The 26332-nt window shown below is 71.9% G+C and carries 22 protein-coding genes; 13 read left to right on the top strand and 9 right to left on the bottom strand.

Annotation, left to right across the window (positions count from 1 at the left end; genetic code table 11):
- Nucleotides 1-13 precede the first annotated feature (13 nt).
- A complete protein-coding gene (locus ACWCPW_RS06610) occupies nucleotides 14-2536 on the top strand; it encodes an ATP-dependent Clp protease ATP-binding subunit (protein ID WP_395866841.1) in 2523 nt (840 codons plus the stop codon).
- 188 nt (nucleotides 2537-2724) lie between these two features.
- Here ACWCPW_RS06610 and ACWCPW_RS06615 read toward each other — a convergent pair whose 3' ends face one another.
- Complete coding sequence (locus ACWCPW_RS06615) at nucleotides 2725-4914, bottom strand: MMPL family transporter (RefSeq protein WP_449760537.1); 2190 nt, start codon at nucleotides 4912-4914, stop codon at nucleotides 2725-2727.
- Nucleotides 4915-5058: 144 nt separating this feature from the next.
- Here ACWCPW_RS06615 and ACWCPW_RS06620 point away from each other — a divergent pair, with 144 nt between their 5' ends.
- The 4 genes from ACWCPW_RS06620 (at nucleotide 5059) to ACWCPW_RS06635 (ending at nucleotide 8238) form a co-directional block, all read left to right on the top strand.
- Nucleotides 5059-5778, top strand: a complete 720-nt coding sequence (locus tag ACWCPW_RS06620; RefSeq protein ID WP_449760473.1) for a TetR/AcrR family transcriptional regulator — start codon at nucleotides 5059-5061, stop codon at nucleotides 5776-5778.
- A gap of 71 nt (nucleotides 5779-5849) precedes the next feature.
- Entirely contained in the window at nucleotides 5850-6602 is a 753-nt protein-coding gene (locus tag ACWCPW_RS06625) for an SDR family NAD(P)-dependent oxidoreductase (RefSeq protein WP_449760474.1), read from the top strand.
- 142 nt (nucleotides 6603-6744) lie between these two features.
- Complete coding sequence (locus ACWCPW_RS06630; protein ID WP_449760475.1) at nucleotides 6745-7785, top strand: NAD(P)-dependent alcohol dehydrogenase; 1041 nt, start codon at nucleotides 6745-6747, stop codon at nucleotides 7783-7785.
- Between the two features lie 102 nt (nucleotides 7786-7887).
- Nucleotides 7888-8238, top strand: coding sequence for a tetratricopeptide repeat protein (locus ACWCPW_RS06635; protein ID WP_395866851.1), 351 nt, complete (start codon nucleotides 7888-7890; stop codon nucleotides 8236-8238).
- Between the two features lie 8 nt (nucleotides 8239-8246).
- Here the strand turns inward: ACWCPW_RS06635 and ACWCPW_RS06640 are convergent, their stop codons facing one another.
- The 3 genes from ACWCPW_RS06640 to ACWCPW_RS06650 all read right to left on the bottom strand — a co-directional run bounded on the left by ACWCPW_RS06640 (nucleotide 8247) and on the right by ACWCPW_RS06650 (nucleotide 11076).
- A complete protein-coding gene (locus ACWCPW_RS06640) occupies nucleotides 8247-8927 on the bottom strand; it encodes a lysoplasmalogenase (protein WP_449760476.1) in 681 nt (226 codons plus the stop codon).
- Nucleotides 8924-9784, bottom strand: a complete 861-nt coding sequence (locus tag ACWCPW_RS06645; protein ID WP_449760477.1) for a sterol desaturase family protein — start codon at nucleotides 9782-9784, stop codon at nucleotides 8924-8926. The genes ACWCPW_RS06640 and ACWCPW_RS06645 overlap by 4 nt, the downstream gene beginning before the upstream one ends.
- Before the next feature lie 155 nt (nucleotides 9785-9939).
- Complete coding sequence (locus tag ACWCPW_RS06650) at nucleotides 9940-11076, bottom strand: DUF2382 domain-containing protein (protein WP_449760478.1); 1137 nt, start codon at nucleotides 11074-11076, stop codon at nucleotides 9940-9942.
- Between the two features lie 385 nt (nucleotides 11077-11461).
- On the opposite strand from ACWCPW_RS06650, the gene ACWCPW_RS06655 reads away from it, so the two are divergent.
- On the top strand, nucleotides 11462-11929 hold the full coding sequence (locus ACWCPW_RS06655) for an N-acetyltransferase family protein (protein WP_449760479.1): 468 nt from the start codon (nucleotides 11462-11464) through the stop codon (nucleotides 11927-11929).
- A gap of 57 nt (nucleotides 11930-11986) precedes the next feature.
- Here ACWCPW_RS06655 and ACWCPW_RS06660 read toward each other — a convergent pair whose 3' ends face one another.
- Nucleotides 11987-12223, bottom strand: coding sequence for a hypothetical protein (locus ACWCPW_RS06660; protein ID WP_449760480.1), 237 nt, complete (start codon nucleotides 12221-12223; stop codon nucleotides 11987-11989).
- 491 nt (nucleotides 12224-12714) lie between these two features.
- Here ACWCPW_RS06660 and ACWCPW_RS06665 point away from each other — a divergent pair, with 491 nt between their 5' ends.
- Nucleotides 12715-14487, top strand: a complete 1773-nt coding sequence (locus ACWCPW_RS06665; RefSeq protein WP_449760481.1) for a hypothetical protein — start codon at nucleotides 12715-12717, stop codon at nucleotides 14485-14487.
- On the opposite strand, the gene ACWCPW_RS06670 is transcribed toward ACWCPW_RS06665, so the two are convergent.
- Nucleotides 14411-15364, bottom strand: coding sequence for an A/G-specific adenine glycosylase (locus tag ACWCPW_RS06670; protein ID WP_449760482.1), 954 nt, complete (start codon nucleotides 15362-15364; stop codon nucleotides 14411-14413). The genes ACWCPW_RS06665 and ACWCPW_RS06670 overlap by 77 nt on opposite strands.
- Nucleotides 15365-15545: 181 nt before the next feature.
- Here ACWCPW_RS06670 and ACWCPW_RS06675 point away from each other — a divergent pair, with 181 nt between their 5' ends.
- Entirely contained in the window at nucleotides 15546-16388 is an 843-nt protein-coding gene (locus tag ACWCPW_RS06675) for a hypothetical protein (RefSeq protein WP_449760483.1), read from the top strand.
- 92 nt (nucleotides 16389-16480) lie between these two features.
- On the opposite strand, the gene disA is transcribed toward ACWCPW_RS06675, so the two are convergent.
- Both disA and radA read right to left on the bottom strand, forming a co-directional pair.
- A complete protein-coding gene (disA, locus tag ACWCPW_RS06680; RefSeq protein ID WP_391586461.1) occupies nucleotides 16481-17590 on the bottom strand; it encodes a DNA integrity scanning diadenylate cyclase DisA in 1110 nt (369 codons plus the stop codon).
- A gap of 350 nt (nucleotides 17591-17940) precedes the next feature.
- Entirely contained in the window at nucleotides 17941-19332 is a 1392-nt protein-coding gene (radA, locus tag ACWCPW_RS06685; RefSeq protein ID WP_406297309.1) for a DNA repair protein RadA, read from the bottom strand.
- A 178-nt stretch (nucleotides 19333-19510) separates the two neighbouring features.
- On the opposite strand from radA, the gene ACWCPW_RS06690 reads away from it, so the two are divergent.
- Both ACWCPW_RS06690 and ACWCPW_RS06695 read left to right on the top strand, forming a co-directional pair.
- Nucleotides 19511-20974 (top strand): BACON domain-containing protein, encoded by a 1464-nt coding sequence (locus ACWCPW_RS06690; RefSeq protein ID WP_449760484.1) that lies wholly within the window; start codon nucleotides 19511-19513, stop codon nucleotides 20972-20974.
- A gap of 117 nt (nucleotides 20975-21091) precedes the next feature.
- Nucleotides 21092-22780: a BACON domain-containing protein gene (locus ACWCPW_RS06695; protein WP_449760485.1), complete on the top strand. Its 1689-nt coding sequence runs from the start codon at nucleotides 21092-21094 to the stop codon at nucleotides 22778-22780.
- A gap of 69 nt (nucleotides 22781-22849) precedes the next feature.
- On the opposite strand, the gene ACWCPW_RS06700 is transcribed toward ACWCPW_RS06695, so the two are convergent.
- On the bottom strand, nucleotides 22850-23593 hold the full coding sequence (locus tag ACWCPW_RS06700; RefSeq protein WP_449760486.1) for a hypothetical protein: 744 nt from the start codon (nucleotides 23591-23593) through the stop codon (nucleotides 22850-22852).
- 106 nt (nucleotides 23594-23699) lie between these two features.
- On the opposite strand from ACWCPW_RS06700, the gene ACWCPW_RS06705 reads away from it, so the two are divergent.
- The 3 genes from ACWCPW_RS06705 to ACWCPW_RS06715 all read left to right on the top strand — a co-directional run bounded on the left by ACWCPW_RS06705 (nucleotide 23700) and on the right by ACWCPW_RS06715 (nucleotide 26231).
- Entirely contained in the window at nucleotides 23700-24626 is a 927-nt protein-coding gene (locus ACWCPW_RS06705; protein WP_449760487.1) for a Ppx/GppA phosphatase family protein, read from the top strand.
- Nucleotides 24627-24796: 170 nt separating this feature from the next.
- Nucleotides 24797-25612 carry a sugar phosphate isomerase/epimerase family protein gene (locus tag ACWCPW_RS06710; RefSeq protein ID WP_449760538.1) on the top strand — a complete coding sequence of 272 codons (816 nt, stop codon included), beginning with the start codon at nucleotides 24797-24799 and terminating at the stop codon, nucleotides 25610-25612.
- Nucleotides 25605-26231, top strand: a complete 627-nt coding sequence (locus tag ACWCPW_RS06715; protein ID WP_449760488.1) for a TetR/AcrR family transcriptional regulator — start codon at nucleotides 25605-25607, stop codon at nucleotides 26229-26231. The genes ACWCPW_RS06710 and ACWCPW_RS06715 overlap by 8 nt, the downstream gene beginning before the upstream one ends.
- Nucleotides 26232-26332 lie beyond the last annotated feature (101 nt).

Genomic DNA, 26332 nt, shown 5'->3' on the forward strand with positions numbered 1-26332 from the left:
AGGAGCGATAACGATGTTCGAGAGGTTCACCGACCGCGCGCGGCGGGTTGTCGTCCTGGCTCAGGAGGAGGCCCGGATGCTCAACCACAACTACATCGGTACTGAGCACATCCTCCTTGGCCTCATCCACGAGGGTGAGGGCGTCGCTGCGAAGGCCCTGGAGAGCCTCGGCATCTCGCTTGAGGCAGTGCGTCAGCAGGTTGAGGAGATCATCGGCCAGGGCCAGCAGGCTCCGTCCGGTCACATCCCCTTCACGCCCCGTGCGAAGAAGGTCCTCGAGCTGTCGCTTCGCGAGGCGCTCCAGCTCGGCCACAACTACATCGGCACGGAGCACATCCTTCTGGGCCTGATCCGCGAGGGCGAGGGCGTCGCCGCCCAGGTCCTCGTGAAGCTCGGCGCCGACCTCAACCGGGTCCGCCAGCAGGTCATCCAGCTGCTCTCCGGCTACTCGAGCGGCAAGGAATCCGCCGCTCCGGGCGGAAGCGGCCAGGAGGGGACTCCGTCGACGTCCCTCGTGCTCGACCAGTTCGGGCGCAACCTGACCCAGGCGGCGCGCGAGGGCAAGCTCGACCCCGTCATCGGGCGAGAGAAGGAAATCGAGCGGGTCATGCAGGTGCTGTCCCGCCGCACCAAGAACAACCCCGTCCTGATCGGCGAGCCCGGCGTCGGCAAGACCGCCGTCGTCGAGGGCCTGGCCCAGGCGATCGTCAAGGGCGAGGTGCCCGAGACGCTCAAGGACAAGCAGCTCTACACGCTGGACCTCGGCGCGCTGGTGGCGGGTTCCCGCTACCGAGGCGACTTCGAGGAGCGGCTGAAGAAGGTGCTCAAGGAGATCCGCACCCGAGGCGACATCATCCTGTTCATCGACGAGCTGCACACGCTCGTCGGCGCGGGTGCCGCCGAGGGCGCGATCGACGCGGCGAGCATCCTCAAGCCGATGCTGGCGCGAGGCGAGCTGCAGACGATCGGTGCGACCACGCTCGACGAGTACCGCAAGCACCTGGAGAAGGACGCGGCGCTCGAGCGCCGGTTCCAGCCGATCCAGGTCGCGGAACCGTCCCTGCCGCACACGATCGAGATCCTCAAGGGGCTGCGCGACCGCTACGAGGCGCACCACCGCGTGTCGATCACCGACCAGGCCCTGGTGGCCGCGGCGACGCTCGCGGACCGGTACATCTCCGACCGGTTCCTGCCGGACAAGGCGATCGACCTCATCGACGAGGCCGGCTCGCGGATGCGCATCCGGCGCATGACCGCGCCGCCGGACCTGCGCGAGTTCGACGAGAAGATCGCCAACGTGCGTCGGGACAAGGAGTCCGCGATCGACGCGCAGGACTTCGAGAAGGCCGCGTCCCTGCGCGACAGCGAGAAGAAGCTGCTCGCCGACAAGGCGAAGCGGGAGAAGGAGTGGAAGGCCGGCGACATGGACGTCGTGGCCGAGGTCGACGAGGAACTGATCGCAGAGGTTCTCTCGACCGCCACCGGCATCCCGGTCTTCAAGCTGACCGAGGAGGAGTCGGCCCGTCTGCTCCGCATGGAGGACGAGCTGCACAAGCGGGTCATCGGCCAGAAGGACGCCATCAAGGCGCTCTCCCAGGCCATCCGGCGCACCCGCGCCGGACTCAAGGACCCGAAGCGTCCCGGTGGTTCGTTCATCTTCGCCGGCCCGTCCGGTGTCGGTAAGACCGAGCTGTCCAAGACGCTCGCCGAGTTCCTCTTCGGCGACGAGGACGCGCTCATCCAGCTCGACATGAGCGAGTTCTCCGAGAAGCACACGGTGTCCCGGCTGTTCGGTTCGCCGCCCGGATATGTGGGTTACGAAGAGGGCGGCCAGCTCACCGAGAAGGTGCGCCGCAAGCCTTTCTCGGTGGTCCTGTTCGACGAGGTCGAGAAGGCCCACCCGGACATCTTCAACTCGCTGCTGCAGATTCTGGAGGACGGTCGCCTGACCGATTCCCAGGGTCGGGTGGTGGACTTCAAGAACACCGTCATCATCATGACGACCAACCTCGGTACGCGGGACATCTCGAAGGGCTTCGGCCTCGGTTTCTCCGGATCGTCCGACGTCAAGACCGGTTACGACCGGATGAAGGCGAAGGTCAACGAAGAGCTGAAGCAGCACTTCCGTCCCGAGTTCCTCAACCGTGTCGACGACACGATCGTCTTCCACCAGCTTTCCGAGGAAGACATCATCCAGATCGTCGACCTGATGATCGCCAAGGTGGACGAGCGGCTGCGCGACCGGGACATGGGCATCGAGCTCCGTCCGGCCGCCAAGGCCCTGCTCGCCAAGCGGGGCTACGACCCGCTGCTGGGTGCCCGTCCGCTCCGGCGGACGATCCAGCGCCAGATCGAGGACAACCTCTCCGAGAAGATCCTCTACGGCGAGCTGCGCTCCGGGTCGATCATCGTGGTCGACACCGAGGGTGAGGGCAAGGACGAGCAGTTCACCTTCGAGGGCATGGAGAAGGCACCGCTGCCGGACGCGCCGCCCATCGAGGCGACCGGCTCGGGCCCGAACCTGACCAAGGAGTAAGTCGGCCGCGGGAGACCGCACACGACGAGGGGCCGCCCCCGGGAAGCAATTCCCGGGGGCGGCCCCTTTCTCGTGTGCCGACCGCTCTCGTGTGCCGACCGCGGTGCGCGTGACGACTGCGGTACACGTTTGCCGACCGCCGCGGGCGACGGGCGCCGGTGTCCGGTACGACGACCCGGCGCGAGGGGTCAGCGCGCGCCGTCGGCCACGTGCTCGTCGGCCCTGTCCGCGGCACCCGACCGGGCCGGCGGCGCCGACTCCGCCGGTTCCGCGGCCGACTCGCTCAGGCCCACCCGGTCGTGCAGCCGGCGCAGGACCCGCGGGGAGTACCACGCGTGCCGACCCAGGAGGCGCATCGCGGCCGGCACCAGCACGCCGCGGACCAGGGTCGCGTCCAGGAGGATCGCCAACGCCGCGCCGAAGCCGAACAACTGCAGGAAGCTCACGCTGCTGGTCAGGAAGGCCACGAAGGTCACCGCGAGCAGCGCGGCGGCGGTGGTGACGATCCGTCCGGTGCGGCCCAGGCCGTGCCGGACCGCGTCCTCGTCGGATTCGCCGGCGTCGTGCAGTTCCTTGATCCGGCTGGTCACGAACACCTCGTAGTCCATGGACAGGGCGAACGCGATGCAGAACAACAACACCGTCATCGACGTGTCCATCGGCAGCGGCGTGAAGCCCAGCAGGCCGGAGAGATGCCCGTCCTGGAAGACCCACACGGTGATGCCGACCGCGGCCAGGATGCTGATCCCGTTCAGGAGCAGCGCGCGCAGCGGTTGCAGGATGCTCCCGGTGAACAGGAACAGCAGTACGAACGTGCTGAGCACGATCAGCCCGAAGGCCAGCGGCAGCCGGTCGCCGATCGAGGTCTTGGTGTCGACCAGGCGCGCGTCCGTGCCGCCGACCAGGGCCTCGGTGCGCTCCGGCGCGGGGATCGCGCGGACGTCGCGGACCAGGTCCTGGGCGGCGTCCGACTTGGCGGGCAGCGTGGTGATCACGGACAGCAGGCGGGCGTTCGGCCGGATCCGGTCGGGGCCCGCGCTGTCCACCCGGGTGACGCCGGGCAGCGTGGCGAGTCGAGCGGCGTAGCCGTCCACCGGGGCCTCGGCGCCGGCGCCGAGCAGCACCACGTCCAGCGTGCGGGTGTCGTCGAGGCTGTAGTCCGCGCGCAGCGTGTCGCCGACCTGGCGGGCCTCGGTGCTGGTCGGCAGCACCCGCTCGTCGGGCGTGCCGAACTTGACCCCGAGCAGCGGCGACGCGGCGAACAGCAGCACCGCCACCACGGGCAGCGCGGTGAGCGCGGGCCGGCGGGTGACGAAGCCGGCGAGCCGCGACCACATCGGCGCCTCGGCGCCCTGGACCCCCTTGATGCCCTTGATCCGCATCGACTCGACGCGCGGCCCGAGCACGGTGAGCAGGGCCGGCGCGACGATCAGCGCGGCGAGCGCGGAGATGACCACCACACCGATGCCCGCGTAGGCGAAGGAGCGCAGGAAGTACTGCGGGAAGACCAGCAGCACGGCGAGCGCGGCCGCCACCGTCGCGGCGGAGAACAGGATCGTGCGACCGGCGGTGCGCAGTGTGCCGACCACCGCGTCGTGCAGGTCGTGGCCGGCGTGCAGCAGTTCGCGGTGTCGGGCCACGATCAGCAGCGCGTAGTCGATCGCCAGACCCAGGCCCAGGGCGGTGGTGAGGTTGATCGAGAAGATGGAGACGTCGGTGAGGCTGCCGAGGACGTACAGCTCGGCGAACGTGCCCATGATCGCGATGAAGCCGATCACCAGCGGGACCAGGGCGGCGATCAGGCTGCCGAAGGCGAGCACGAGCAGCAGCAGGGTCAGCGGCACCGCGATCGACTCGGCGATCGCCAGGCTCTTGCCGACCTGGCCGTTGACCGCCGGGCCGATCGAGGCGTCGCCGCCTATGCGCACCTTGAGCGGACTGTCCGGGGGCAGTTGGGCGCTCTTGGGCAGTTCGCTGACGTCGTCCTCGACCGAATGGGCGACGAGCAGCGCGCCGCGGCCCCCGTCGGCCTTGAGGCCGGGTGCGTTGGTGGTCCAGTACGAGGCCACCTGGTCGAAGCCCGGCGCGGCGGCGAGGGCCGCGGTGAGCCGGCGCCCGGCGTCCGCGACGGCGGGTGTGTCGACGCCGGAGCCGTCCTTGGCGCGTACCTCGACCACCAGGTTGGGTCGGCCGCCGAAGGTGTCCTTGATCTCGTCCTGAGCCCGGGTCGAGGCCGAGTTCGGCGCTTCGAAGCCGCCCGACTGGAGCTTGCCGAAGGCGCCGAAGCCCACCCCGGCCGCGACGAGCAACAGCAGTCCGCCGACCACGAGCACCATGCGGGCCCGGCGGAACACGAGGTCCCCTAGTCGTTCGAGCATGATCATCGACCTTCCATGTGGTCCCTGGGGGACGGAGGTGCCAGGGTTGGGCAAACGATGTTGACGCCGATAACAATGTTGGCATTGATAACTTGGCATTGAATGTGCGCAGTGTCAACATGGGGCTGGATCGAACGGAGAACCATGGCAAGCGAGCAAGCCGCCGGCACCTCGGGTCGTCGCGGATACCATCACGGGGACCTGCGCAACGCGCTGACCGAGGCCGCCGTGGAGCGGGCCCGGGCGGGCGGACCGCAGGCGATCGTGCTGCGTGAGGCGGCGCGGGCGACGGGAGTGTCCTCCACCGCCGCCTACCGGCACTTCGCCAACCACCACGAGCTGGTCGTGGCGGTCAAGGATCACGGCCTGGCACTGCTCGCGGCGGCCATGCGGGCCGAGTTGGCGAAGGGCGAGCCGTGCCCGGACCCGGGCGACGAGGCGATGCGCCGGCTGCGCGCCGCGGGGCTCGGCTATGTCCGCTTCGCGTTCGCCGAGCCCGGCCTGTTCCGGACCATCTTCTACGGGGCCGGCGAGGGCGAGTCGATGGTCGGTCGTCGGCAGGCGGCCCAGGCTGCGGTCCAGGCCCAGGCCGAGGGCGAGGCCGAGGGCGAGGCCGAGGGGCGGCTGCCCGGCACGCCGGACCGGCCGGAGGAGGCCTACGAGCTGATGTCCCGGGCGCTGGACGAACTGGTCGAGCTCGGTCGGCTGCCGGCCGAGCGACGCGAGTACTCGGACGTGGTGATGTGGTCCGCGGTGCACGGCCTGAGCGTCCTGCTGCTCGACACCGAACTGGCCCACCTCCCGGACGGGATCAAGGCGGACATCGTCCGGCGCGGCCTGGATGTGGCCCTGCACGGCCTCTAGCCGCCGCGCCATTCCCCCATTAGGGCCCGTCCGACGGGCGGCGACGATCGGGCGCTCGCAGGATCGAAGGCATGAGCGCCGACTTCGCCGACAAGACCGCCATCGTCACCGGTGCCGCCTCGGGCATCGGTGCGGCCATCGCCCGCAGGCTGGCCGCCGACGGCGCCGACGTGGTGGTGGCCGACCTCGACGACGTCGGCGCGGCCCGCGTGGCCGCCGAGATCGAGGCGGCCGGCGGGAGCGCCCGGGGGGTGCGCGTGGACGTGGCCGATCCGGAGTCCTGCGCGCTGCTGGTGCGCGCGGCGGTGGAGGCGTTCGGCGGGCTGCACCTCGCGGTCAACAACGCCGGCATCACCGGTCCGCACGCGCACACCGGCGAATACCCGCCGGACGGCTGGCGCAAGGTGATCGACATCAACCTCGGTGGCGTCTTCTACGGCATGCGCCACCAGATCCCGGCGATGCTCGAGTCCGGCGGCGGCGCGATCGTCAACATGGCCTCGATCCTGGGCTCGGTCGGCTTCCCGAACGCGGTCGGCTACGTGGCCGCCAAACACGGCGTACTCGGCCTGACCAAGACCGCCGCGATCGAGTACGCGCAGCGCGGCATCCGGATCAACGCGGTCGGCCCGGGCTTCGTGGAGACCCCGCTGCTCGCGGAATCCGACGCCGAGGCGCACGCCGCGCTGGCCCGGCTGCACCCGATGGGCCGGCTCGGCACGGTCGACGAGGTGGCCGAGCCGGTCGCCTTCCTGCTCTCCGACCGGGCCGCGTTCATCACCGGCAGTTACCACCTGGTGGACGGCGGCTACACCGCGCCGTAACCCGGCCGGGCGGATACCCCCACCCGGTAATCCAATCGGTTGGCGAGCAATAGTCTCACCAGTGACGTCGCCGGCCCACCGTGCCACCCGAGCACCACCCGTGTCATCACTGGGGGCCGGTATGCCGGAAAGGGAGAAACCCATGAAGGCCGTCCAATACGTCGAGTTCGGCAAGCCGGTCGAGGTGCGGGAGATCCCCGCACCCGAACCGGGCCCCGGCCAGGTACTGCTCGAGGTCACCGCCGCCGGCGTCTGCCACTCCGACATCTTCGTGATGAGTCAGCCCACCGGGAGCTTCGGCCCGAACGCCCCGCTGACCCTCGGCCACGAGGGCGCCGGCATCGTCGCCGCGCTCGGCGAGGGGGTCACCGGCGTCGAACTCGGCGACGCGGTCGTCGTCTACGGACCGTGGGGCTGCGGCGCCTGCCACGCGTGCGCGCAGGGCAAGGAGAACTACTGCGCACGCGCCGCCGAACTGGGCATCCGGCCGCCGGGACTGGGCGCGCCCGGCGCGCTCGCCGACTACGTGTTGATCGACGACGCCCGCCACCTGGTGCCGATCGGCGACCTGGACCCGGTGCGGACCGTCCCGCTCACCGACGCCGGTCTGACTCCGTACCACGCGATCAAGCGCTCGCTGGACAAGCTCTACGCGGGCAGCACCGCCGTGGTCCTGGGCGTCGGCGGCCTCGGCCACATCGGCGTGCAACTGCTGCGCGCGCTCTCCGCCACCCAGGTGATCGCGCTGGACGTGAGCGAGGACAAGCTGGACCTGGCCCGGGCGTCCGGTGCACACCTGGCGATCAGGTCCGACGACAAGGCCGCCGACATCGTCCGGGAGGCCACCGACGGCCTGGGCGCACAGCTCGTGCTCGACTTCGCCGGCGTGCAACCCACCGTCGACCTGGCCGCGAAGTGCGCGGCCACGGAGAGCGACCTGACCATCGTCGGCATCGGCGGCGGCACCCTCCCGGTCGGCTTCGGACTGATCCCGTTCGAGTGCTCGGTCAGCACGCCCTACTGGGGTACGCGGGCCGAGCTGATCGAGCTGATCGACCTGGCCCGGCGCGGCGCGGTGAGCGCGCACGTGGAGAGGTTCCCGCTCGACCAGGCGCCGGACGTGTACGACCGGCTGCATCACGGCCGGATCAACGGCCGCGCGGTGCTCGTCCCGGGCGCCTGACCCGGCCGCCGCCTCGCCGGGATACCTCGCGGAATACCTTGCCGGGGTATTCGGTTCTGCCGGGTGTCCGACGCCGTCACGAGCATCGCGAAGGGAGCCACCGTGACGCTGACCCTGGAGAACTACCGAGTAGCCGAGGCACTGGTCGAGTGGCGCGACCCGCTGGGCGCGTTGCGCCTCCTGGAGCCGGTGCTGGAGGAGGAGCGCGACAACGTGGCCGTGCAGCAACTGGCCGGTCGGGCGTACTTCCTCTCGCTGCAACTGCGCCGGGCCGAGGAGACGCTGCGCCGGGTGATCGAGCTGGACCCGTGTGACGCGTGGGCCACGCACGCGCTCGGCCGGACCCTGGAGCGGGCCGGTCGCGGCGCCGAGGCCGCGCCGTTCCTGCGGCTCGCCGCGGCGATGAACCCGGAGCCGGAGTACACCGCGGCGGCGGCGAGGTACGCCGACTGACGCCCGACTCAGCCCGAGGAGGCGGCGGACCGACGGTCCGCCGCCTCGTTCGGGTCCGGACCGGCGAACGGCCAGAGGGCCCAGGTGAGCGCGAGGAGCAACTGGGCGGCCACGTAGGTGGGCATCACCACCGCGTCCTGTCCCGGCACCAGGTCCACGTCGGCGATGCCCAGGGCGATCACCGCGTCCGAGAGCAGGAACAACGCGCCGCCGATACCGGTCCGCCGGCTCACTCCCGCGGCGCCGACCGCCATCGCGGTGAGCAGCAGGCTGTACCCGAGCACCGGGACCAGCAGGTCGTCCAGACCGCGCCACACCAGCGCCATCATCGCGGCCCACGCGAGCAGGTATCCGACGGCGGACCGGGGTGGGAGCGTGCCGCCCAGGCGCCGGAAGGCGACCAGGTAGCACACGTGCCCGACCGCGAACCCGGCCATGCCGACCATGAAGGTCGCGTCGTGGTCCACGAGCAGCCCGACGTCGCCGACGAATCCGCCCACGAGCGCGCCGATCGCCGGCGCCCGAACGCGCTCGGCGCCGGGCCGGGCGGCCACGCACACGAAGGCGATCAGCACCGGCATCAGCAGCGTCTTGGTGACCCAGCGGGGCCCGTCGACGTCGATCGCGGCGAACACCGTGTCCGCGACGCCGAGCGTCAGGTACGCGGCGACCAGGGCGCGTGCCCTCACGCGGTCGCCCGGGCGGCGCCCGCGGGCTCGGCCGCCTTGACCGCGGGCTGCCAGCCGGGACCGCGAAACACCCGGCCGAACCGCGTCCGCCAACCGCGCGCCGCCCGGACGTCACGCGCGATGGCCGCGTACTCGTGGAAGGCCACCCGCAACGGGTTGTAGGTCTCGATGTTCTTGGTGAGCCCGTAGTCCACCGGCTCGCCCTCCGGCTCGAAGCTGCGGAACAGGCGGTCCCACAGGATCAGGATGCCGCCGTAGTTGCGGTCCAGGTACTGCCGGTTCGAGCCGTGGTGCACACGATGGTGCGAGGGCGTGTTGAGGACGAACTCGATCGGCTTCCAGAGCTTGTCGATCCGCTCGGTGTGGATCCAGAACTGGTAGAGCAGGTTGATCGAGAAGGAGGTGACCACCATCGTCAGCGGGAAGCCCAGCAGCAACATCGGCCCGATGAACACGATGTGGTGCGCCCCGGTCCAGGTCTGCCGCAGTGCGGTGGAGAGGTTGTAGTGCCGGCTGGAGTGGTGCACGACATGGCTGGCCCACAACAGCCGGATCTCGTGCCCGGCGCGATGCTCCCAGTAGTAGAAGAAGTCGACGCCGACGATCACCAGCACCCACGCCCACCACGTGTTCCCCACCCGCAGCGGGGTCAGTTCGTGCAGACCGTCCCAGGCCAGGACGGTCAACAACCCCCACCCGAGCCCGGCCGCGATGCTGCCGAGACCCATGGTCAGGCTCGTCGCGGTGTCCTTCACCGCGTACCCGCGCTCGTCGTCGTCGGGGGCGAAGCGGTACGACACCCATTCCACGACCAGGAGCAGGGTGAAGGCCGGAATGGCGAACACCGTGAGGTCCATGCCCCGGACCCTACTGGCGAGTAACGCCCGGTGGAAGAGGTGATTTCCCGCGAATTTCCCGAACCGTGCCCCGAGCGGGGCGAAGCCCCCGGGCGCCACCCGGGAAACGAACCGGGGGACGATCGAGGGCTTCGCGGGAGCTGGGCGGAACGGCCCTACATGTTCTTGTTCTTGTCCATGTTCTTGTCCAGCCGTTCGCCCTTGCCGTCGAGGACCTGCACCTTGTCCCCGTCGTGCAACTCGATCCGCTCGCGACGGACCTCCTCGGTCACCCGCTGCTCGCTCTGCACCTTCTTGGAGACGAGCCGGATGCGCTCGACCGGGACGACCTCCTTGCGGACGACCACACGTTCGGCGTGCAGCACGATCTCGTGCGCGTTCTCACGCATGTCCGGCCCGTCCAGCGCGGCACGGCGGTTCGCGTTGTCGATCGGTTCGCGAACGATCTCCCACTCCTCGTGCATCACCGGTACGACCTTGTCCACGCGCTCGGTCTCGATCACCTTGCGCAGCGCCGCGCGCCCGGCCTCGATCGTCTCGACGTGCACGTCCAGCCGCTCCTCGGAGCGGGTCATCGCGTCGTCGGAACCGGCCTTGGCGGACATCGCCGCGCCCCGGGCCGTGCCCGAGTCGGCCGAGGTCGAACGGGTCGTGGTCGAGGAGGCCATGCCCGCCTTGGCGGCGTCCGCCTCCATCGCCGGCCGGGCGGCGGGCCGACCGGCCGCGGTGCCGGTCGCGGCGGCCGTGGTCGCGGCCGGCGTACCGATCCGCGTCGGCGGGTCGTTGGTGCGCACCGACGGGTCGTGCTTGCCGGTCAACTCCTCGAAGCCGTTGTCCGAGCCCGCGAGCTGCGACTTGGACATGTCCGGACGCCGGTGCGTCCCGGCCGCCCCGGCTGCTCCGGCGGCACCGGCCGCTCCGGCGGCCGTACCGGCGGTTCCGGTGTCCTGGGTGGTCTCGGTGCGCGTCATGCCGGTCGACGGCGTGACGCTGTAGTGCCGATAGAGGCGAGCCTCCTCCTCCGGCGACAGGTGCTCGTCGGTGCCCAGGCTCGGCGCCTCCTTGACGAGTTCCTTGTCGAAGGGCACACGCAGGTCGTCGCCTTGCATGTCGGCCGGGCCCAGCGGCACGAAGCTCTCGCGTCCGCCGAACATGCCGGTCTTGACGGTGACCCACTCCGGCTCGCCGGTGCGGTCGTCCAGATACACCTGGCCGATGGTCCCGATCTTGTTGCCTTCGGAATCGACGACCTTGCGGCCGATCAGTTCCTGCGGGGTGACGTTCGTCTTCACGAGCCAACGCTCCTGTTCCCGGCGCCGCGACAAGGATGTCGCGACACGGCGGTCGTCGTGTGGGAGCTCCGATCACCAGCAGACGGCGAATCGGCCGATGCGACAACCGGAGCCGGCCGGGGCGGCGCCCGCCGGGCACCCGTGGAGGGGTTGCCAGCAGCGGGAATTCGAGCGGTGATGGATTGTGGGCGAGACCCGTGGATTCACCCGAGTGGGTGAGTGACCGGCCGGGCTCGGCCGGCCAAGGCCGCTGTGTGGTCGGGGCCCGCGGAATGCGCGACGGGTGGGGCTGGTGGGGCGGGCGGGGCGCTCGGCGGGCGATCCGCCGGCGGATGTGCGGTGCGCGGGTCCCGGTCGACGCCGTCGCGATTTGTAGGCTTTCGGTATGACCATGACGATCCGCCCGGCGACCGCTCGGGATCTGTCCGGGCTGCTCGCGCTGTACGCCGAGTTCCATCCCGACGACGTGCCTCTGCCGACCGAGGACGCGCATCTGATCTGGGCGGACATCGCCACCCAGCGCGGTCGCACGGTGCTGGTCGCCGATCTGGACGGGATCGTCGCGGGCACCGCCGACTGCGCGGTGTTGCCCAACCTCACCCGGGGCGGGCACCCGATCATGTTCGTGGAGAACGTCGTGGTGGCGTCGACCCACCGGCGACGCGGGATCGGCCGCCGACTGCTGGCCGCCGCAGGCACGGTCGCCGCCGACGCGGGTTGCTACAAGGTGCAACTCCTGTCGGCGGACAGCGCCGAGGCGCTCGCGTTCTATCGGGCCTGCGGCTTCGAGGGCGAGTCGGCGCAGGGCTTTCGCCGCTACCTGCGCGGATCCGCCTCCGGGGGCGCGCGCTAGACCCGCCTCCGGATCCGCCTTTGAGGGCGCGCGCTGGACCCGCCCTGCCGGGCCCGTTCATCGGCCGGTGCGCCACGGGCCGCCGGGGGAGCCTTCCGGGGGATCCACCGGTCCGTTGCGCAGCCAGCCGGTGCCTCGGCAGTGTGGGCAGCGGGTGCCGGCCCAGATCGTCGACACCTCGCGGTGCCGGCTGCGGTAGACCCGGCCGGAGGTGTCCAGGCCGGTGCCCTGGCAGCCCATGCACTGGATCGCGTCGCCCGCCGTGGGCTCGTCGTACCCGGAGTCCTCCGTCACCGCGTCCCCCTTCGATCCTCGGTGTGCGCCCGCGGCCGAGCCGCATCGCGTTCCGTAGCCGGCGCGTGTACGTCCAGTATTCGCGGACGGTGTGCCGGGCGCCGGGATTCGGGGCAAAAGGTTCCCACGCGGGGCCGGTCGGCGGGGGACGAGGCGACCGGCCGGGGAGTCGCCGGGGCCATCGATCGTCGGTCGACACCGGCCGGTTCGAGGCGGGGTACAGTAATGCGTTTTCCTGCGGGCTTCGTCACGTTGGAAAAGAATGGATATGGATGTCGAAATGTCGCCGCGCCCGCTCGGATGATCGACACAGTCTTCGATCGAATTATCGAAGGTGCGCCGGGGGCAATTCGGACCGCTATTTTTCCCAATGATATTATCGGGCCGATCGGTGTGCGGGACGACAGGAATTCGGGGGCAGGACGATGGCCGTAGGAAGCACCTTGGCCGAAAAGAATAAGGCCGAGGACGCGGCGAATACCGATCCGGAAATGTCGCGAAAAAGGCCGTGGTACCGGCTCGACGCGCGAACCGGATGGGCGATCGCCGTGGTGCTGGTGCCGGCCCTGCTGCTCGGGCTCGCCGGCTTCCGGCGGCGCTGGATCGGCGACGACGGACTGATCTTCGTTCGCGTCTCGCAGCAGATCCTGGACGGGAACGGGCCCAACTTCAACGTGGGCGAGCGGGCCGAGGCGGCGACGTCGATGCTGTGGCCGTGGCTGCTCGCGCTGGTCGGCGGGGCGACCGGGATCGACCTGGTCACCATCGCGGTGTACGGCTCGCTGCTGTGCGCGGTCGGCGGCCTGGCGATCGCGACCGCCGGCACCCGGCGGCTCTACCTCGACCTCCCGGGCGGCGGATGGCCGCTGCCCGCCGGTGCGTTGGCGATCGCCGCGCTGCCGCCGTTCTGGGACTTCGCCACGTCCGGCCTGGAGATGGGGCTGATCTTCGTCTGGCTGGGCACGAGTTGGTGCCTGCTGGCCCGGCTGGACCGAAACTCCTCGTTCGCGCGCCAGGCGGGCACCTCGTTCGCGCTCGGCACGGGGGTGCTGGTCCGGCCCGACCTCGCGCTGGGCACGATCGTGTTCGCGGTGGCCGCGTGGCTGCTGCTGCGGCCGACCGGCAAGCGGCTGGCCGTGCTCGCGGTGTTCGGCGGACTGCTGCCGGTGCTCTACCAGGTCTTCCGGATGGGCTACTACGGCGTCCTGCTGCCCAACACCGCGATAGCCAAGGAGGGCACCAAGACCGACGTCGGGCGCGGATGGACCTACTTCGAGGACTACGCGAGCCCGTACAACATCTGGGCGCCGCTGCTGCTGACCGTGGTCGCGGTCGGGCTGTTGGCCACGATCGGCCGTTCGGTCGGCGACTTCGAGCGCTATCGCATCCGGGTGCTGACCGCGACCGCCCTGGTCACCGGCACGGTGCTGCTCGGCTACGTGATCGTGGTCGGCGGCGACTTCATGCACGCCCGCCTGTTGTTGCCGGGCACGTTCGCGTTCCTGCTGCCGGTCCTGGTGCTGCCGTTGCAGCGGTTGTACGCGGGCACCGCGGCGGGGCTGGCCGTGTGGTCGCTGGTCTGCGCGGCCTCGATGCGGGTTCCGTACCAGGGCTTCGGGCCGAAGAACATCGAGGACACCCGCTCGTGGTACGTGGCCTGGACCGGCGAGGAGAACCCGGTCACCTCGAAGGTCTATCGGGAGGCGTTCGTGAAGCGGCTCGAAGGGGTCGGCACGGAGTGGAACAAGGACATCGCCACGCCCGGGGCGCAGTTCGTCTATCTGACCTACTACCACGAGCCCGACAAGTTCTGGATGTTGAACTTCGACTTCCGCTCCGCACCGCTCGAGTACCACGTCCCGGTCACCGACTCGGTGGTCTACGGCGCCCTCGGGCAGCCCGCGGTGCTGGTGCCGACGTCGGGTCTGGCGATCGACATCTTCGGTCTGGCGAATCCGCTCGGCGCGCACCTGGACCTCGACTATCGGACCCGGTCCGGGCACGACAAGCTGACCTACATCGAATGGATTCTCGCCGACTTCACCCGGCCGGGCACACCACTCGACCTGCGCAATGTCGATCCGGCCAAGGTCGAGGCGGCTCGTCGGGCATTGAACTGCGGCGGTATTCGCGAACTTCAGCAGGCGACTCGCGAGCCCATGTCGGTATCGCGGTTCTGGAAGAACCTCACCGGGTCGGTGAAACGGAACTCGATGCGGATTCCGACGAATCCGATCGACGCGGAGAAGAAGTACTGCCGCTGAGCGGGCCGGCGGGCAACCGGTACACGCCCGCCGCCAACGGCTCGACCAGGCCGTCCGCGACCAGCCCGTCCAGTGCCCGCGCGCGTTGGACGGGCTCGTCCCACACCGCGTCCAACGCGGCCTGCGACACCGGTCCGGGGCTCTCCCGCAGCACCGCGAGCAACCGCCCGCGGACCTGCCGGTCGGTGCCCGCGTAGGTCTGGCCCCGGCGGGGCGGGCCCTCGTACGCGGGCTTGCCCGCCAGGCGCCACGCGCACAGCGCGGCGACCGGACAGCCCACGCACCTGGGCGACTTCGCGGTGCACACCAGCGCACCGAGTTCCATGATCGCCACCGCCCAGGTCGCGGCGGTGTCCGCGGCGGCGGGCAGCAGCGTGGTCGCGGTACGGCGCTCGGCCGGCGTGGTGGCCTGCGGCGGGTACTCGACGCCGTCGATCGCCCGGCCGATCACCCGGCGCACGTTGGTGTCCAGCACGATGTGGCGCTGCCCGAACGCGAACGAGGCGACGGCAGCGGCGGTGTACTCGCCGACGCCGGGCAGCGCGAGCAGGTCCGCGTGGGTGGAGGGGACCTCGCCGTCGTGGCGGTCGACCATCGCGACCGCCGCGCCGTGCAGCCGCAGGGCGCGGCGCGGGTAGCCGAGCCGGCCCCACATCCGCACCGCCTCGCCCGGCTCGTCGGCAGCCAGCGCGGCCGGTGTGGGCCAGCGCCGCAGCCAGGCCTGGTAGACCGGCAACACCCGGACCACGGGGGTCTGTTGCAGCATGAACTCGCTGACCACGACCGCCCACGCGGAGGCGTCGGGGGTTCGCCAGGGCAAATCGCGTCGATGGGCCGAGTACCAGTCGAGGATCGGCTCGTGCAGTGCGTGTGACATCTCCCCCCGATCCTCGCACGTTACGGGAGGTCACTCGGGCGAGTGACGGTGGCTTCTGCCCGCAAATGCCGGAATAGGCCTGCGACCAGGGCTTCTTCGGGCACGACACGGCGAGAAATTCCAACGCGTCGGACGGTGTGGCTACACCGGACGGCGTAACGATCTCCCCTAGAGTTTGCGCGTGGACTCGATGCGCCGTCCCGTGGGTCACCTGCCGTCAACCGTGTATTGGCGTCGGCGGGTCGTCGTGCTGCTCGCCCTCGCGCTGTTGATCGCGCTGGTGGCCTGGGCATGCACTGCCGGTGGGGACTCCGACGACAAGAAGAACGCCGCGGACAAGAAGCCGGCCCCGAGCGGCTCGGCCTCGCCCGATCCGAGCGCCATCACGCCGGGGCCCAACCCGACCAATGGCGCCAATCCGCCGATCCCGGGCGGTGGCACCGGTACGCCCGGCGCGGGGACCCCCGGCGCGTCGGCGGGCACGTCCGGCCAGCCCGGCGGGCAACCGGTCCCGGGCGGCGGGCAGTCCGCGGGTACCGCGGGCAACTCCGGCGCCGCGAGTTCCGGCGGGAAGGCCGCGCCGAACGGCGGCACGTGGTGCACGCCGAACATGATCCGGGTGCAGATCCAGCCGGTGGACGCGGGCAAGACGGCCTACAACGCCTCGCAGAACGTGGCGCTCAAGCTGATCGTCACGAATCAGACCGGGCCCACCTGCTACGTCGACCTCGCGCCGAGCCGCGCCTACATCGAGGTGCTCTCCGGCCCCGAGCGGCTGTGGAGCTCGGCCGACTGCGTCGCCGGCGCGGCCACCGACGTGCGGCAACTGCAGCAGGGCGACGCGCAGGCCGTCTCGATCACCCGCGACTGGTCCTGGACCCGCTCCAACGCCGCGCAGTGCGCGACCAACGGCGGGCAGAGCAAGGCCGCACCCGCGGACAAGGCCGCCTACCGCGCGAAGGGCACGCTGGCGGGTCTGGAGCCGTCCGGCGAGTTCGTGTTCACCGCGACGGTGGGCAAGTAGCGGACGATCCGCATCCGAACGACGAAGGAGGGCCCCGGCGCGTGCGCCGGGGCCCTCCTTCGTGTGTGCGACGTCGTCTCGTGCGGCCTCGGCTACACGTAGCGCTCCAGGATCGAGGACTCGGCGAGTCGGGACAGCCCCTCGCGCACGCTGCGCGCGCGGGCCTCGCCGACGCCGTCCACGGCCTGGAGGTCGTCGACGCTGGCCGCGAGCAGCTTCTGCAGGCCGCCGAAGTGCTCCACGAGCCGCTCGATCACCACGGGTGGCAGCCGGGGGACCTTCGCCAGCAGTCGGTAGCCGCGCGGGCTGACCGCCGAGTCGAGCACCTCGTGCCCCGAGGTGAAGCCCAGCGCGCGGGCCACGGTCTGCAGGTCGAGCAGGTCCGCGTGGGCGAGCCCGTCCAACTCGGCGAGCACGTCGGCCTCGGTCCGGCCGCGCTTGATCGCGCGCTCGGGCACGTAGTCGCGGGCGACCAGCTTGCGGTCGTCCTCGACGCCCGCGATCAGCTCCTCCAGTTGCAGCGAGAGCAGTCGCCCGTCCACGCCCAACTCGGTGACGTAGCCGTCGATCTCGCGGGCGATCAGGCGCACCATCTCCAGTCGCTGGGACACCGCGCACACGTCCCGCACGGTGACCAGGTCCTCGATCTCCAGCGCGGACAGCGTGCCCGACACCTCGTCGAGCCGCAGCTTGTAGCGCTCCAGCGTGGCGAGCGCCTGGTTGGCCCGGGACAGGATCGCCGCCGAGTCCTCCAACACGTGTCGCTTGCCGTTGACGTAGAGCGCGATCAGGCGCATGGACTGGCTCACCGAGACCACCGGGTAGCCGGTCTGCTTGTTGACCCGCTCGGCGGTGCGGTGTCGGGTGCCGGTCTCCTCCGTCGGGATCGACGGGTCCGGGACGAGCTGCACGCCCGCCCGGACGATCTTCGTGCACTCGCGGTCGACCACGACCCCGCCGTCGAGCTTGCACAGCTCGCGCAGCCGGGTCGCGGAGAACTCGACGTCCAGCACGAAGCCGCCCGTGGAGAGCGCCTCCACCGTCTTGTCGAAACCGAGCACGATCAGGCCGCCGGTGTTGCCCCGGAGAATGCGCTCCAGGCCGTCGCGCAGGGCGGTGCCCGGGGCCACGGATTGCAGCGCGGCCCTCACGAGGGCCGCGTCGGCACTCGTGCCCTTGTCGGTCCGGTCATTCGTAGCCACAGAACTCCCCGTGGTCGTTGCCATCCTCGGCCGGCCATCGGCCGTCACCCGGGCATTTGCTCCGGTATGCACGGCCGGGAGCGCCTCAGGACCTGCGGTCGACACAGGTCGGCCGCTACGTCGGAAGATCGGTGGAAAAGTCTAGTGCCTCCCGGCCGCCGACCGGTCGCCTTATCCGGCCCGAAGCCGTGTTTCGGCACAGGTCGCGCATGCCGTTCCGCTTGTCGAGTATCTCCGAGGCGACGCCCGGTCACTCCTCGGGGCACCCGGAAAGTTGTCGGCCGGCATCGGAGCGTCCCGCCGGTGTCCCTTCCGGGTCCGCTTCCCGGGGTGCCGCCGGGTCGGGCCGGTCACTCGCGATCGGGCTTTCGCTCGCGGTGCGACACCAGGTTGAACGCGCGCAGCGCCTCGCGGATGTCGGCCACCTCGATCACCTTCATGCCCTTGGGGATCTTGCCGGGGTCGGGCGGCACCAGCGCGTGGGTGAAGCCGAGCCGGAACGCCTCGGCGAGCCGGCGCTGCACGCCGGTGGCCCGGCGGATCTCGCCCGCGAGGCCGACCTCGCCGATCGCGACCAGCTTGGACGGCAGCGGGTGGTCGGCGGCGGCGCCCGCGAGCGCGAGGGCCGCGGCCAGGTCGGCGGCCGGTTCGGTGAGCTTCACGCCGCCGACGGTGGCGGTGTAGATCTCGGTCTTCTCCAGGCGGACCCCGCCGCGCCGCTCGAGCACCGCGAGCACCATGCCCATCCGGGCCGAGTCCAGCCCGGAGGTGGCCCGACGCGGGGTGGGGATCTGCGACGGTGCCACCAGTGCCTGTACCTCGACCACCAGGGGGCGCTTGCCCTCCAGGGTGACCGTGACGCAGGTGCCGGAGACCGGCTCCTGGCGCTGGGTCAGGAACAGGCCGCTGGGGTCGGTCAGGCCGGTGATGCCCTCGTCGTGCAGTTCGAAGCAGCCGACCTCGTCCGCCGTGCCGTAGCGGTTCTTGATCGCACGGACCAGGCGCAGCCGGGCGTGTCGGTCGCCCTCGAAGTGCAGTACGACGTCGACCAGGTGCTCGAGCAGGCGCGGGCCGGCGATCGAGCCGTCCTTGGTGACGTGGCCGACCAGGACGGTGGCGATGTTGCGTTCCTTGGCGATCCGGATCAGCGCGCCGGTCACCTCGCGGATCTGCGACACGCCGCCGGGGGCGCCGTCGATCGCGGGCGAGGCGATGGTCTGCACCGAGTCGACCACCAGCAGCGCGGGCTTGACCGCGTCGACGTGGCTGATCAGCGCGGCGAGGTCGGTCTCGGCGGCGAGGTAGAGCTCCTCGTTCAGCGCTCCGATCCGGCCCGCGCGCAGCCGGACCTGGGCGGCCGACTCCTCGCCGGTGATGTAGAGCGTGCGCGCGGCGGCCGAGGCGGACTTGCTCGCCACATCCAGCAGCAGGGTGGACTTGCCGACGCCGGGCTCGCCCGCGAGCAGCACGACCGCGCCCGGGACCAGGCCGCCGCCGAGCACGCGGTCCAGCTCGTCGACGCCGGTCGAGCGGAACTTGGCCGTCTGCACGTCGATCCGGCCGATCGGCAGCGCCGCCGTGGTCACCGGGCCGGCGACGATCGAGCGGGCCTTGGGCGCGCCGAACTCCTCGACCGTGCCCCACGCGTGGCACTCGTTGCAGCGGCCCAGCCATTTCGGCCCGGTCCAGCCGCATTCGGTGCAGCGGTACGACGGGCGATCCTTCGTGGTGGTCCTGGCCATGCCAGGAACGTTAACGGCCCGCGCCGACATCGATGACCGGCCGCCGATCGATCATGGTCGGAATGTCTTGATCCTGTCACCGAGCCGGCGAAGAGATGGTGACCATGGGCCGTTCTCCCTACCGTGTGGCGGCATGGCGCGTGGGGACGTTGCGGGGCAGGGGTCGGGGACGAGGGACGTGACGGGCGTGGTGCCCGACGCGGTCGCGTTGTACGACGCCCACGGCGACGCCCTGTTCGGTTTCTGCTTGGGACTCGTGCACGACCCCGAGGTCGCCGCGCGGGTGGTGCGGGACACGCTGGCCGTCGGGCCCGAGCGGATCCGGGTGCTGCGCGAGGCCGGGCGGACCCGGGCGCTGCTGTACGCGCTCGCGCGCGCCGAGTGTGCCCGGGCGGCCGGCGGCCGGCGCGGGCCCGGGGTGGTCGAGCAGGTGTTGGCCGCGGGCGGCGCGGCGTGGACGGTGCCCGACCGGCATCGGTTGCCGCCGCTGGTGCCGTACGCGCTGTGGGCGGTGGACGAGGTCGAGCGGATCGCGCTGGGCCTGGGTGTGCGGCACGGTCTGGACGGTGCGGAACTGGCCGATGTGCTGGCGCTGTCCGAGCGGCGGGTGGAGCGCACGCTGGCACGCGGGTGGGCGCAGTTCGAGCAGGCGCTGGCGGTGTACGCGGTGGCCACGCACGCGCGCCGGGACTGCCCCGAGCTCGCGTTGTTGTTGCCGGACGAGGGCGCGGCGGTCGAGGCGACGCTGCGCCCGCCGCTGTACCTGCACGTGGATTCGTGCCCGGACTGCGTGGCGCTGCGACCGGACGGGGTGGACGCGCGGGAGTTGTTGGCGGCCGGCGTGACGCCCGCGGCGCCGTACTCGATCCGCACCGAGCTGCTCGTGCACGGGACGGCGGCCTTCGGCGGGTGGGGCGGGGTCGGCGCGTCGGCCGACCGCGGCGCCTTCCCGAGGGGGACCGGGCGGCCGCGTTCGCGGGTGCCGATGGTGGTGGCGTGCGCGGTCGTCGCGGCGCTGGTGTCGACGCTGGGCGTCCTGGTGCGACCGGGGGCCGGGGGCGAGGGCAGGCCGGTGGCGCTGGGGTCGGCCCAGGTGCCGGATCAGCCCGCGGCCGTGCGTCCGCCGGTAGTGCCCACGCCCGCGCCGAGCAGCGCGTCCGGGCCCGGGCCGACCGCGTCACGCGGCCCGACCGCGGTGCCGAGCACGCGCGCCGGCGGCGCGAAGCCGACCACCCGGAGCAGCAGGAGCGCCAAGCCCCCGGCGGGCGGCCCGGCTTCGGCGGCCGGTCTTCCGGTGAACCGGCCCCGGTCGCTGGGCTCCACCGAGGGCAATCCGGCGCCCCGGGGCACGCTCGTGTGGTCGAGCCGCGTGCTGGAGCTGGGGGCCGACGGCGGCGCGCGAGTCGTGCGGCTCACCGCCGAGAACGGACCGGTCACGTGGTCCCTGGGCATGTCGGAAAATGATTGGCTCTCGGCGAGTCCGAATTCCGGAACGCTGGCCAACGGCCAGTCGATATCGATCACGATCTCGGCGAATCCGGACAGGACACCGGCCACCACGTGGGAAGTGAGCGTTTCGGCGGATCCGACGGGTGTTTCGCTCGCGGTCAGTGGTCCGGGGCGTCGCGTGGACGTTCGATGAAAGAATTCGGCCAAAGGTGACGGACATTCACTCGAAAGTATGATTGTCGACCTCGAAAGGCGTATGAAAGTGCAAATCACCTGAGTCGGCGGCTCTCGGACACCTACGTTCACGAGCGTGACGGATTCGGTAACCGGCCCGGCGGCCGCCCCCGGAGGGGCTTCCCGCTCCGCTCCCCCCGACGGGGCTCCTCGGTTCGCTCCTCCCGCCGCGGTGCTCTCGTGGGGGCGCGCCGCCTACGACGCCTACGCCGAAGGGCTCTACACCTACTGCCTCTCGGTGCTGCGCGATCATCGCGCGGCCGCGGAGTCGCTGCGCAGCACCTTCGTGCTGGCCGATCGTCACATCGGCCGGCTCCCCGACCTGGATCTGCTCAAACCGTGGCTGTACGCGCTCGCCCGCTACGAGTGCCTGGTCCGTCTGGACGCACACGTGCGGGTGGGCAGCGGCCCCGCGCGGCCCGAGGACGTGCGGGTGGTGTGGGCGCACGAGCGCTGCCTGCCGCCGCTGTCCTCCGACGCCGACGAACCGGTCGACCTGTTCCCGGGCACCGAGGCCGGTCGCGCCCCGGCGCGGCACGGCGACCTGGACGAACTCGCCTGGCCCGAGGCCGTGGGCCTGACCCCGGAGCGGCGCGAGGCGCTGGAGTTGTCGGTGCGGCACGGGCTCGACCCGCGCGGGCTGGCCGCCGTGCTCGGCTGCGACGAGCAACACGCCCGCAGCCTGCTCCTGGGCGCCGGCCGCGAGGTGGACCGCACGCGGGCCGCGGTCGCGGGCGCCGAGGCCTCGCACGGGTGCGCCGAGGGCCGGGAACTGGCCGGCGGGCGGCTCACCTCCGCGCTGCGCGAGCGGTTGATCGCGCACATCGAGACATGTCGGCGGTGCGGACCGCGGGTGCGCCGCGCCGCGACCCACCTGGCGCCGACCACGGGCGCGGCGGCGGCCCCGATCGGGCTCGCGCTGATCGCCCCGCCGGCGGCGCTGCGAAGCGAGGTGTTGGGCGAGGTCGGCAAGGGGCGCTCGGCCCAGCGCCCGCCGGAGCTCGCCCGCCGGGTCGCCGAGTTCGACCGGGCCGGCTTCCCGGTCTTTCGCGCCCGCGTGGTCGAGCGCGGCAATCGCCGCCGGGCCACGGTGATCGCGGCGGTCGTGGTGGCCGCGGTCGTCGCCGCGCCCGCGTTGGCCCTGTGGCAGGCGTCCGGCGGGTCGGCCGGGGAGTCGGGCGCCAAGGCCGTCACGATCGCGTCGGCGCGGGTGGACGGCCCCAGCGGCCTTGTCGCGCTCACACCCCCGATCGGACCCGCGCGTTCGCCGGCGGCGACGACGGTGAGCCCCGCGGCGGCCGACACACCGCTCGGGCACGGCTTCGCGCCGATCTCCCCCGCCGGGTCGCCCGCCGCGGTTCCGGCCGAGGTCGTGCCCGGAGCGGTCCCGCCCCCGCCCGCGCCGGCCGGCGTGCCGAGTGCGACGCCGCCCGTGCTCACGGTCACCCACACCGGTGACCGCACGGTCGTCACGCTGCGCAACACCGGCTCGGTCCCGGTCGACTGGCAGGCCGGGACGGCGGCGACCTGGCTGCGGCTGAGCCACACGCACGGCACGCTCGCCCCCGGGCAGCGGGACACCGTCACGGTCTCGGTCGACGCGGAGCGGGCCCCTCGGGGGTCGTGGGTGGCCAGGGTGGAGGTGGATCCGGGCGGCGCGGTGGTCACCATCGCGGGGAGCACGGGCGAGACGACCTCCCCGAGCGTCCCGCCGAACACGACGCCCGCGAGCTCCACGAGCGCCGACCCCGCGCCGACCGGCTGAGCGACACCGGCACCGGTCACCGACGCCGGCACGGGTACCGGTACCGGCCGGCACCTGCTCCGGCATCGCTCAGGTGACCGGATCCGCCGGGTGCGGCGCGATCGGCCGCCCGCCCGCCAGCCGGGTCTCGCAGGCCGCGACCAGCACCGCGTACGCCGCCTCGCCCATCAGCTCGCGCAGTTCCGGACCGTACGACAGGTAGACCGGTTCGCCCGCGCCGTGCGCCTCGGTGCTCCCGGTGCACCACCAGTGCAGGTCGTGCCCGCCCGGTCCCCAACCGCGCCGGTCGTACTCGCCGATCGTCACCATCAGCACGCGGGTCTCGTCCGGCCGGTCGATCCAGTCGTAGGTGCGCCGGACCGGCAGTTGCCAGCACACGTCCGGCTTGGTCTCCAGCGGGTGCACGCCCTCGCGCAGCGCGAGCGCGTGCAGCGAACAGCCGGTGCCGCCGGCGAACCCGGGACGGTTCAGGAACACGCACGCCCCGTCCACCAGGCGGGTGCGCTTGTCGCCGTCCTCGAACTCGCTGACGCCGTGCTCCAGGGCCAGGTCGTGGAACTGCCAGGTCTGTGGGGTCAGCCGTTCGGCCCAGGCCAGCACGCGCTTCTCGTCGTCCTCGTCCGACCAGTGCGCGCCCAGCGAGCAGCATCCGTCCGGTGCGCGGCCGGCCACGACGCCGTGGCAACCGGCGCCGAAGATGCACTGCCAACGCGACGTCAGCCAGGTCAGGTCGCAACGAAAGAGTTGATCGGCGTCCTCGGGGTCGGGGAATTCGAACCAAGCGCGCGGAAAATCCAGGTCTACCTCAGGCACGGGACAAGCCTAGGGCTCGCCGCCGGGTGGTCGGTCGGGCAAAGGTGTGGCAACCGAGGGAACGCCCCCGCTCGCGCGCCGGCGGCGACGGATTACCTTCGTGACCATGCGACTCGGTGTTCTCGACGTGGGCTCCAATACGGTCCACCTGCTCGTGGTCGACGCCCATCAGGGTGCTCGGCCTCTTCCCGCGTACTCGCACAAGCGCGAACTGCGCCTGGCGGAGCTTCTGGAGCCGGACGGGAGCATCGCCCCGCACGGGGTCGATCTGCTGGTGCGGACGATGGCGGCGGCCCTGGAGGTCGCCGAGGACAAGGGCGTCGAGGACCTGCTGCCGTTCGCCACGTCCGCGGTGCGCGAGGCGGCCAACTCCGAGGCGGTGCTCGATCGGGTGCGCCGCGAGACCGGTGTGGACCTCCAGGTGCTCACCGGCGCCGACGAGGCCCGGCTGACCTTCCTGGCGGTGCGCCGCTGGTTCGGCTGGTCCTCCGGCCGGTTGCTGGTGCTCGACATCGGCGGCGGCTCGCTGGAGATCGCGGCGGGCGTGGACGAGGAGCCGGACGCGGCGGCCTCGCTGCCGCTGGGCGCGGGCCGGCTGACCCGGGCCTGGCTGCACACCGACCCGCCCTCGCCGGACGAGATGCGGGTGCTGCGCAAGCACGTACGCGCGGAGATCGCGCGCACGGTCGCCGAGTTCAGCCGGCTCGGCCGGCCCGACCACGTGGTGGCCACCTCCAAGACGTTCAAGCAACTGGCCCGGATCGCCGGCGCGCCGTCCTCGGGCGAGGGGCCCTACGTCAAGCGCTCGCTCAGCCGGGCCGGACTGGCCGACTGGCTGCCCCGGCTCGCGACGATGACCTCGGCCGAGCGGGCCGCCCTGCCGGGCGTGTCCGTGGGCCGGGCGCCCCAACTGGTCGCGGGCGCGATAGTGGCGGACGCGGCGCTGGACCTGTTCAACGTGGGCGCGCTGGAAGTGTGTCCGTGGGCCCTGCGCGAGGGCATCATCCTGCGCCGCCTGGACTGGATGGACTGACCCGCCCGCTCACCCGGATGCCGGGGTCCGGCCCCCGGTTCGGACGCACCGATGCGCGCGATACCACCGTGTCGGCGGTCGATGGTTCTACTCTGGGCGACGTGGCCGACCACGACATACTCGACAGTACGGGGGCCGACACGTCCGAGGCACGAGTGCCGGACGCGGTTCTGCGCGTCCCCGACGCGAAGATCGCCCTGTCCACCGCCTCCGTCTACCCCGAGTCCACCGCCGACGGATTCGAGATCGCGGCCCGGCTCGGCTACGACGGGATCGAGGTGATGGTCTCCACGGATCCGGTGAGCCAGGACGTCGAGGCGCTGCGGCGCCTGTCCGACCACCACGGCGTGCCGATCCTGTCCGTGCACGCGCCCTGCCTGCTGATCACCCAGCGGGTGTGGGGCACGGATCCGTGGACCAAGCTGGTGCGCGCGCGGGACGCGGCCGAGCGGCTCGGCGCCGGGACCGTCGTGGTGCATCCGCCGTTTCGTTGGCAGCGCAGCTATGCCCGCGACTTCGTGCGCGGCATCGAGCGCATGGCCGGCGAGACCGATGTGCTGTTCGCGGTGGAGAACATGTTCCCGCTGCGCTACCGGGACAAGGAGGTCGCCGCCTACGCGCCGGACTGGGACCCCTCCGACGAGGACTACCGCCACTTCACCCTCGACCTGTCGCACACCGCGACCTCGCGCTCGGACGCGATGGACATGCTCGCCCGGATGGGCGACCGGCTCGGGCACGTGCACCTGGCCGACGGCAGCGGCTCGCTCAAGGACGAGCACCTGGTGCCCGGACGCGGCACCCAGCCGTGCGCGGAACTGCTCGAACACCTGGCGCGCACCTCGTTCGCCGGGACGATCGTGCTGGAAGTGAACACCCGCCGCTGCTCCTCGCGTGCCGAGCGTGAGGCGGATCTGGCCGAGGCGCTCGCGTACACGCGCCTGCACCTGGCCGCGGAGGCCGAGGCGGAGCGGCGTTATGGCTGAGGCGCGAACGGCCGCCGAGTCGGCGGGCGCGCGGCGCGGCCCGGGCCGGCCGCCGGGTCGGCGCGGCAACGCCTCGGCGACGCGCGAGGGCATCCTGGACGCGGCCCGCGCCGAGTTCGCCGCGCGGGGCTACGCCGGTGCCTCGGTGCGCGCGATCGCCCGGGGCGCGGGCGTGGACCCGGCGCTCGTGCACCACTACTTCGGCTCCAAGGACCGGGTGTTCATCGCGGCCATGGACCTGCCGCTGGAGCCCGAGGCGCTGGCCGCGCGGGTGTTCGCGGCGGGCCCCGAGCACGCGGGCGAGCGCCTGGCCGAGGCGTTCGTGACGCTGTGGGAGCACCCGGACACCGGCCCCCGACTGCTGGCCATCCTGCGTACGGCGGTGTCCGACGGCGGCAACCCGGCCTTTCGCGAGTTCGTCGGCGCCGAGTTGATCGCGCGCCTGGCCGAGGGGGTCGGCGGGGCGGACGCGGCGCTGCGGGTGAACCTGTGTGTGAGCCAGCTCCTGGGGACCGCGCTCACCCGCTACGTCCTGCGCCTGGAGCCGATCGCCTCGACGCCGGCGGCGGAGGTGGCCGCCCGGCTCGCGCCGATCCTCCAGCGGCACCTGACCGGCTGAGCGCCGGCGGGCCCGGTCGGTCCGGTCGGTCCGGTCGTCGGTGCGGTCGGGCCGGGTCGGGTTCGCTCGTGGGGGTCGCATGGTGGACGTCCGCGCCGTCG

This window comes from Embleya sp. NPDC001921, from assembly GCF_053594475.1.

Coding starts and splice junctions, on each gene's coding strand:
- ACWCPW_RS06670 (WP_449760482.1), bottom strand. CDS start 15,364: ATGTCACACGCACTGCACGAGCCGATCCTCGACTGGTACTCGGCCCAT.
- ACWCPW_RS06630 (WP_449760475.1), top strand. CDS start 6,745: ATGAAGGCCGTCCAATACGTCGAGTTCGGCAAGCCGGTCGAGGTGCGG.
- ACWCPW_RS06665 (WP_449760481.1), top strand. CDS start 12,715: ATGTCGCGAAAAAGGCCGTGGTACCGGCTCGACGCGCGAACCGGATGG.
- ACWCPW_RS06620 (WP_449760473.1), top strand. CDS start 5,059: ATGGCAAGCGAGCAAGCCGCCGGCACCTCGGGTCGTCGCGGATACCAT.
- ACWCPW_RS06705 (WP_449760487.1), top strand. CDS start 23,700: ATGCGACTCGGTGTTCTCGACGTGGGCTCCAATACGGTCCACCTGCTC.
- ACWCPW_RS06655 (WP_449760479.1), top strand. CDS start 11,462: ATGACCATGACGATCCGCCCGGCGACCGCTCGGGATCTGTCCGGGCTG.
- ACWCPW_RS06715 (WP_449760488.1), top strand. CDS start 25,605: ATGGCTGAGGCGCGAACGGCCGCCGAGTCGGCGGGCGCGCGGCGCGGC.
- ACWCPW_RS06610 (WP_395866841.1), top strand. CDS start 14: ATGTTCGAGAGGTTCACCGACCGCGCGCGGCGGGTTGTCGTCCTGGCT.
- ACWCPW_RS06615 (WP_449760537.1), bottom strand. CDS start 4,914: ATGCTCGAACGACTAGGGGACCTCGTGTTCCGCCGGGCCCGCATGGTG.
- ACWCPW_RS06625 (WP_449760474.1), top strand. CDS start 5,850: ATGAGCGCCGACTTCGCCGACAAGACCGCCATCGTCACCGGTGCCGCC.
- radA (WP_406297309.1), bottom strand. CDS start 19,332: ATGGCCAGGACCACCACGAAGGATCGCCCGTCGTACCGCTGCACCGAA.
- ACWCPW_RS06645 (WP_449760477.1), bottom strand. CDS start 9,784: ATGGACCTCACGGTGTTCGCCATTCCGGCCTTCACCCTGCTCCTGGTC.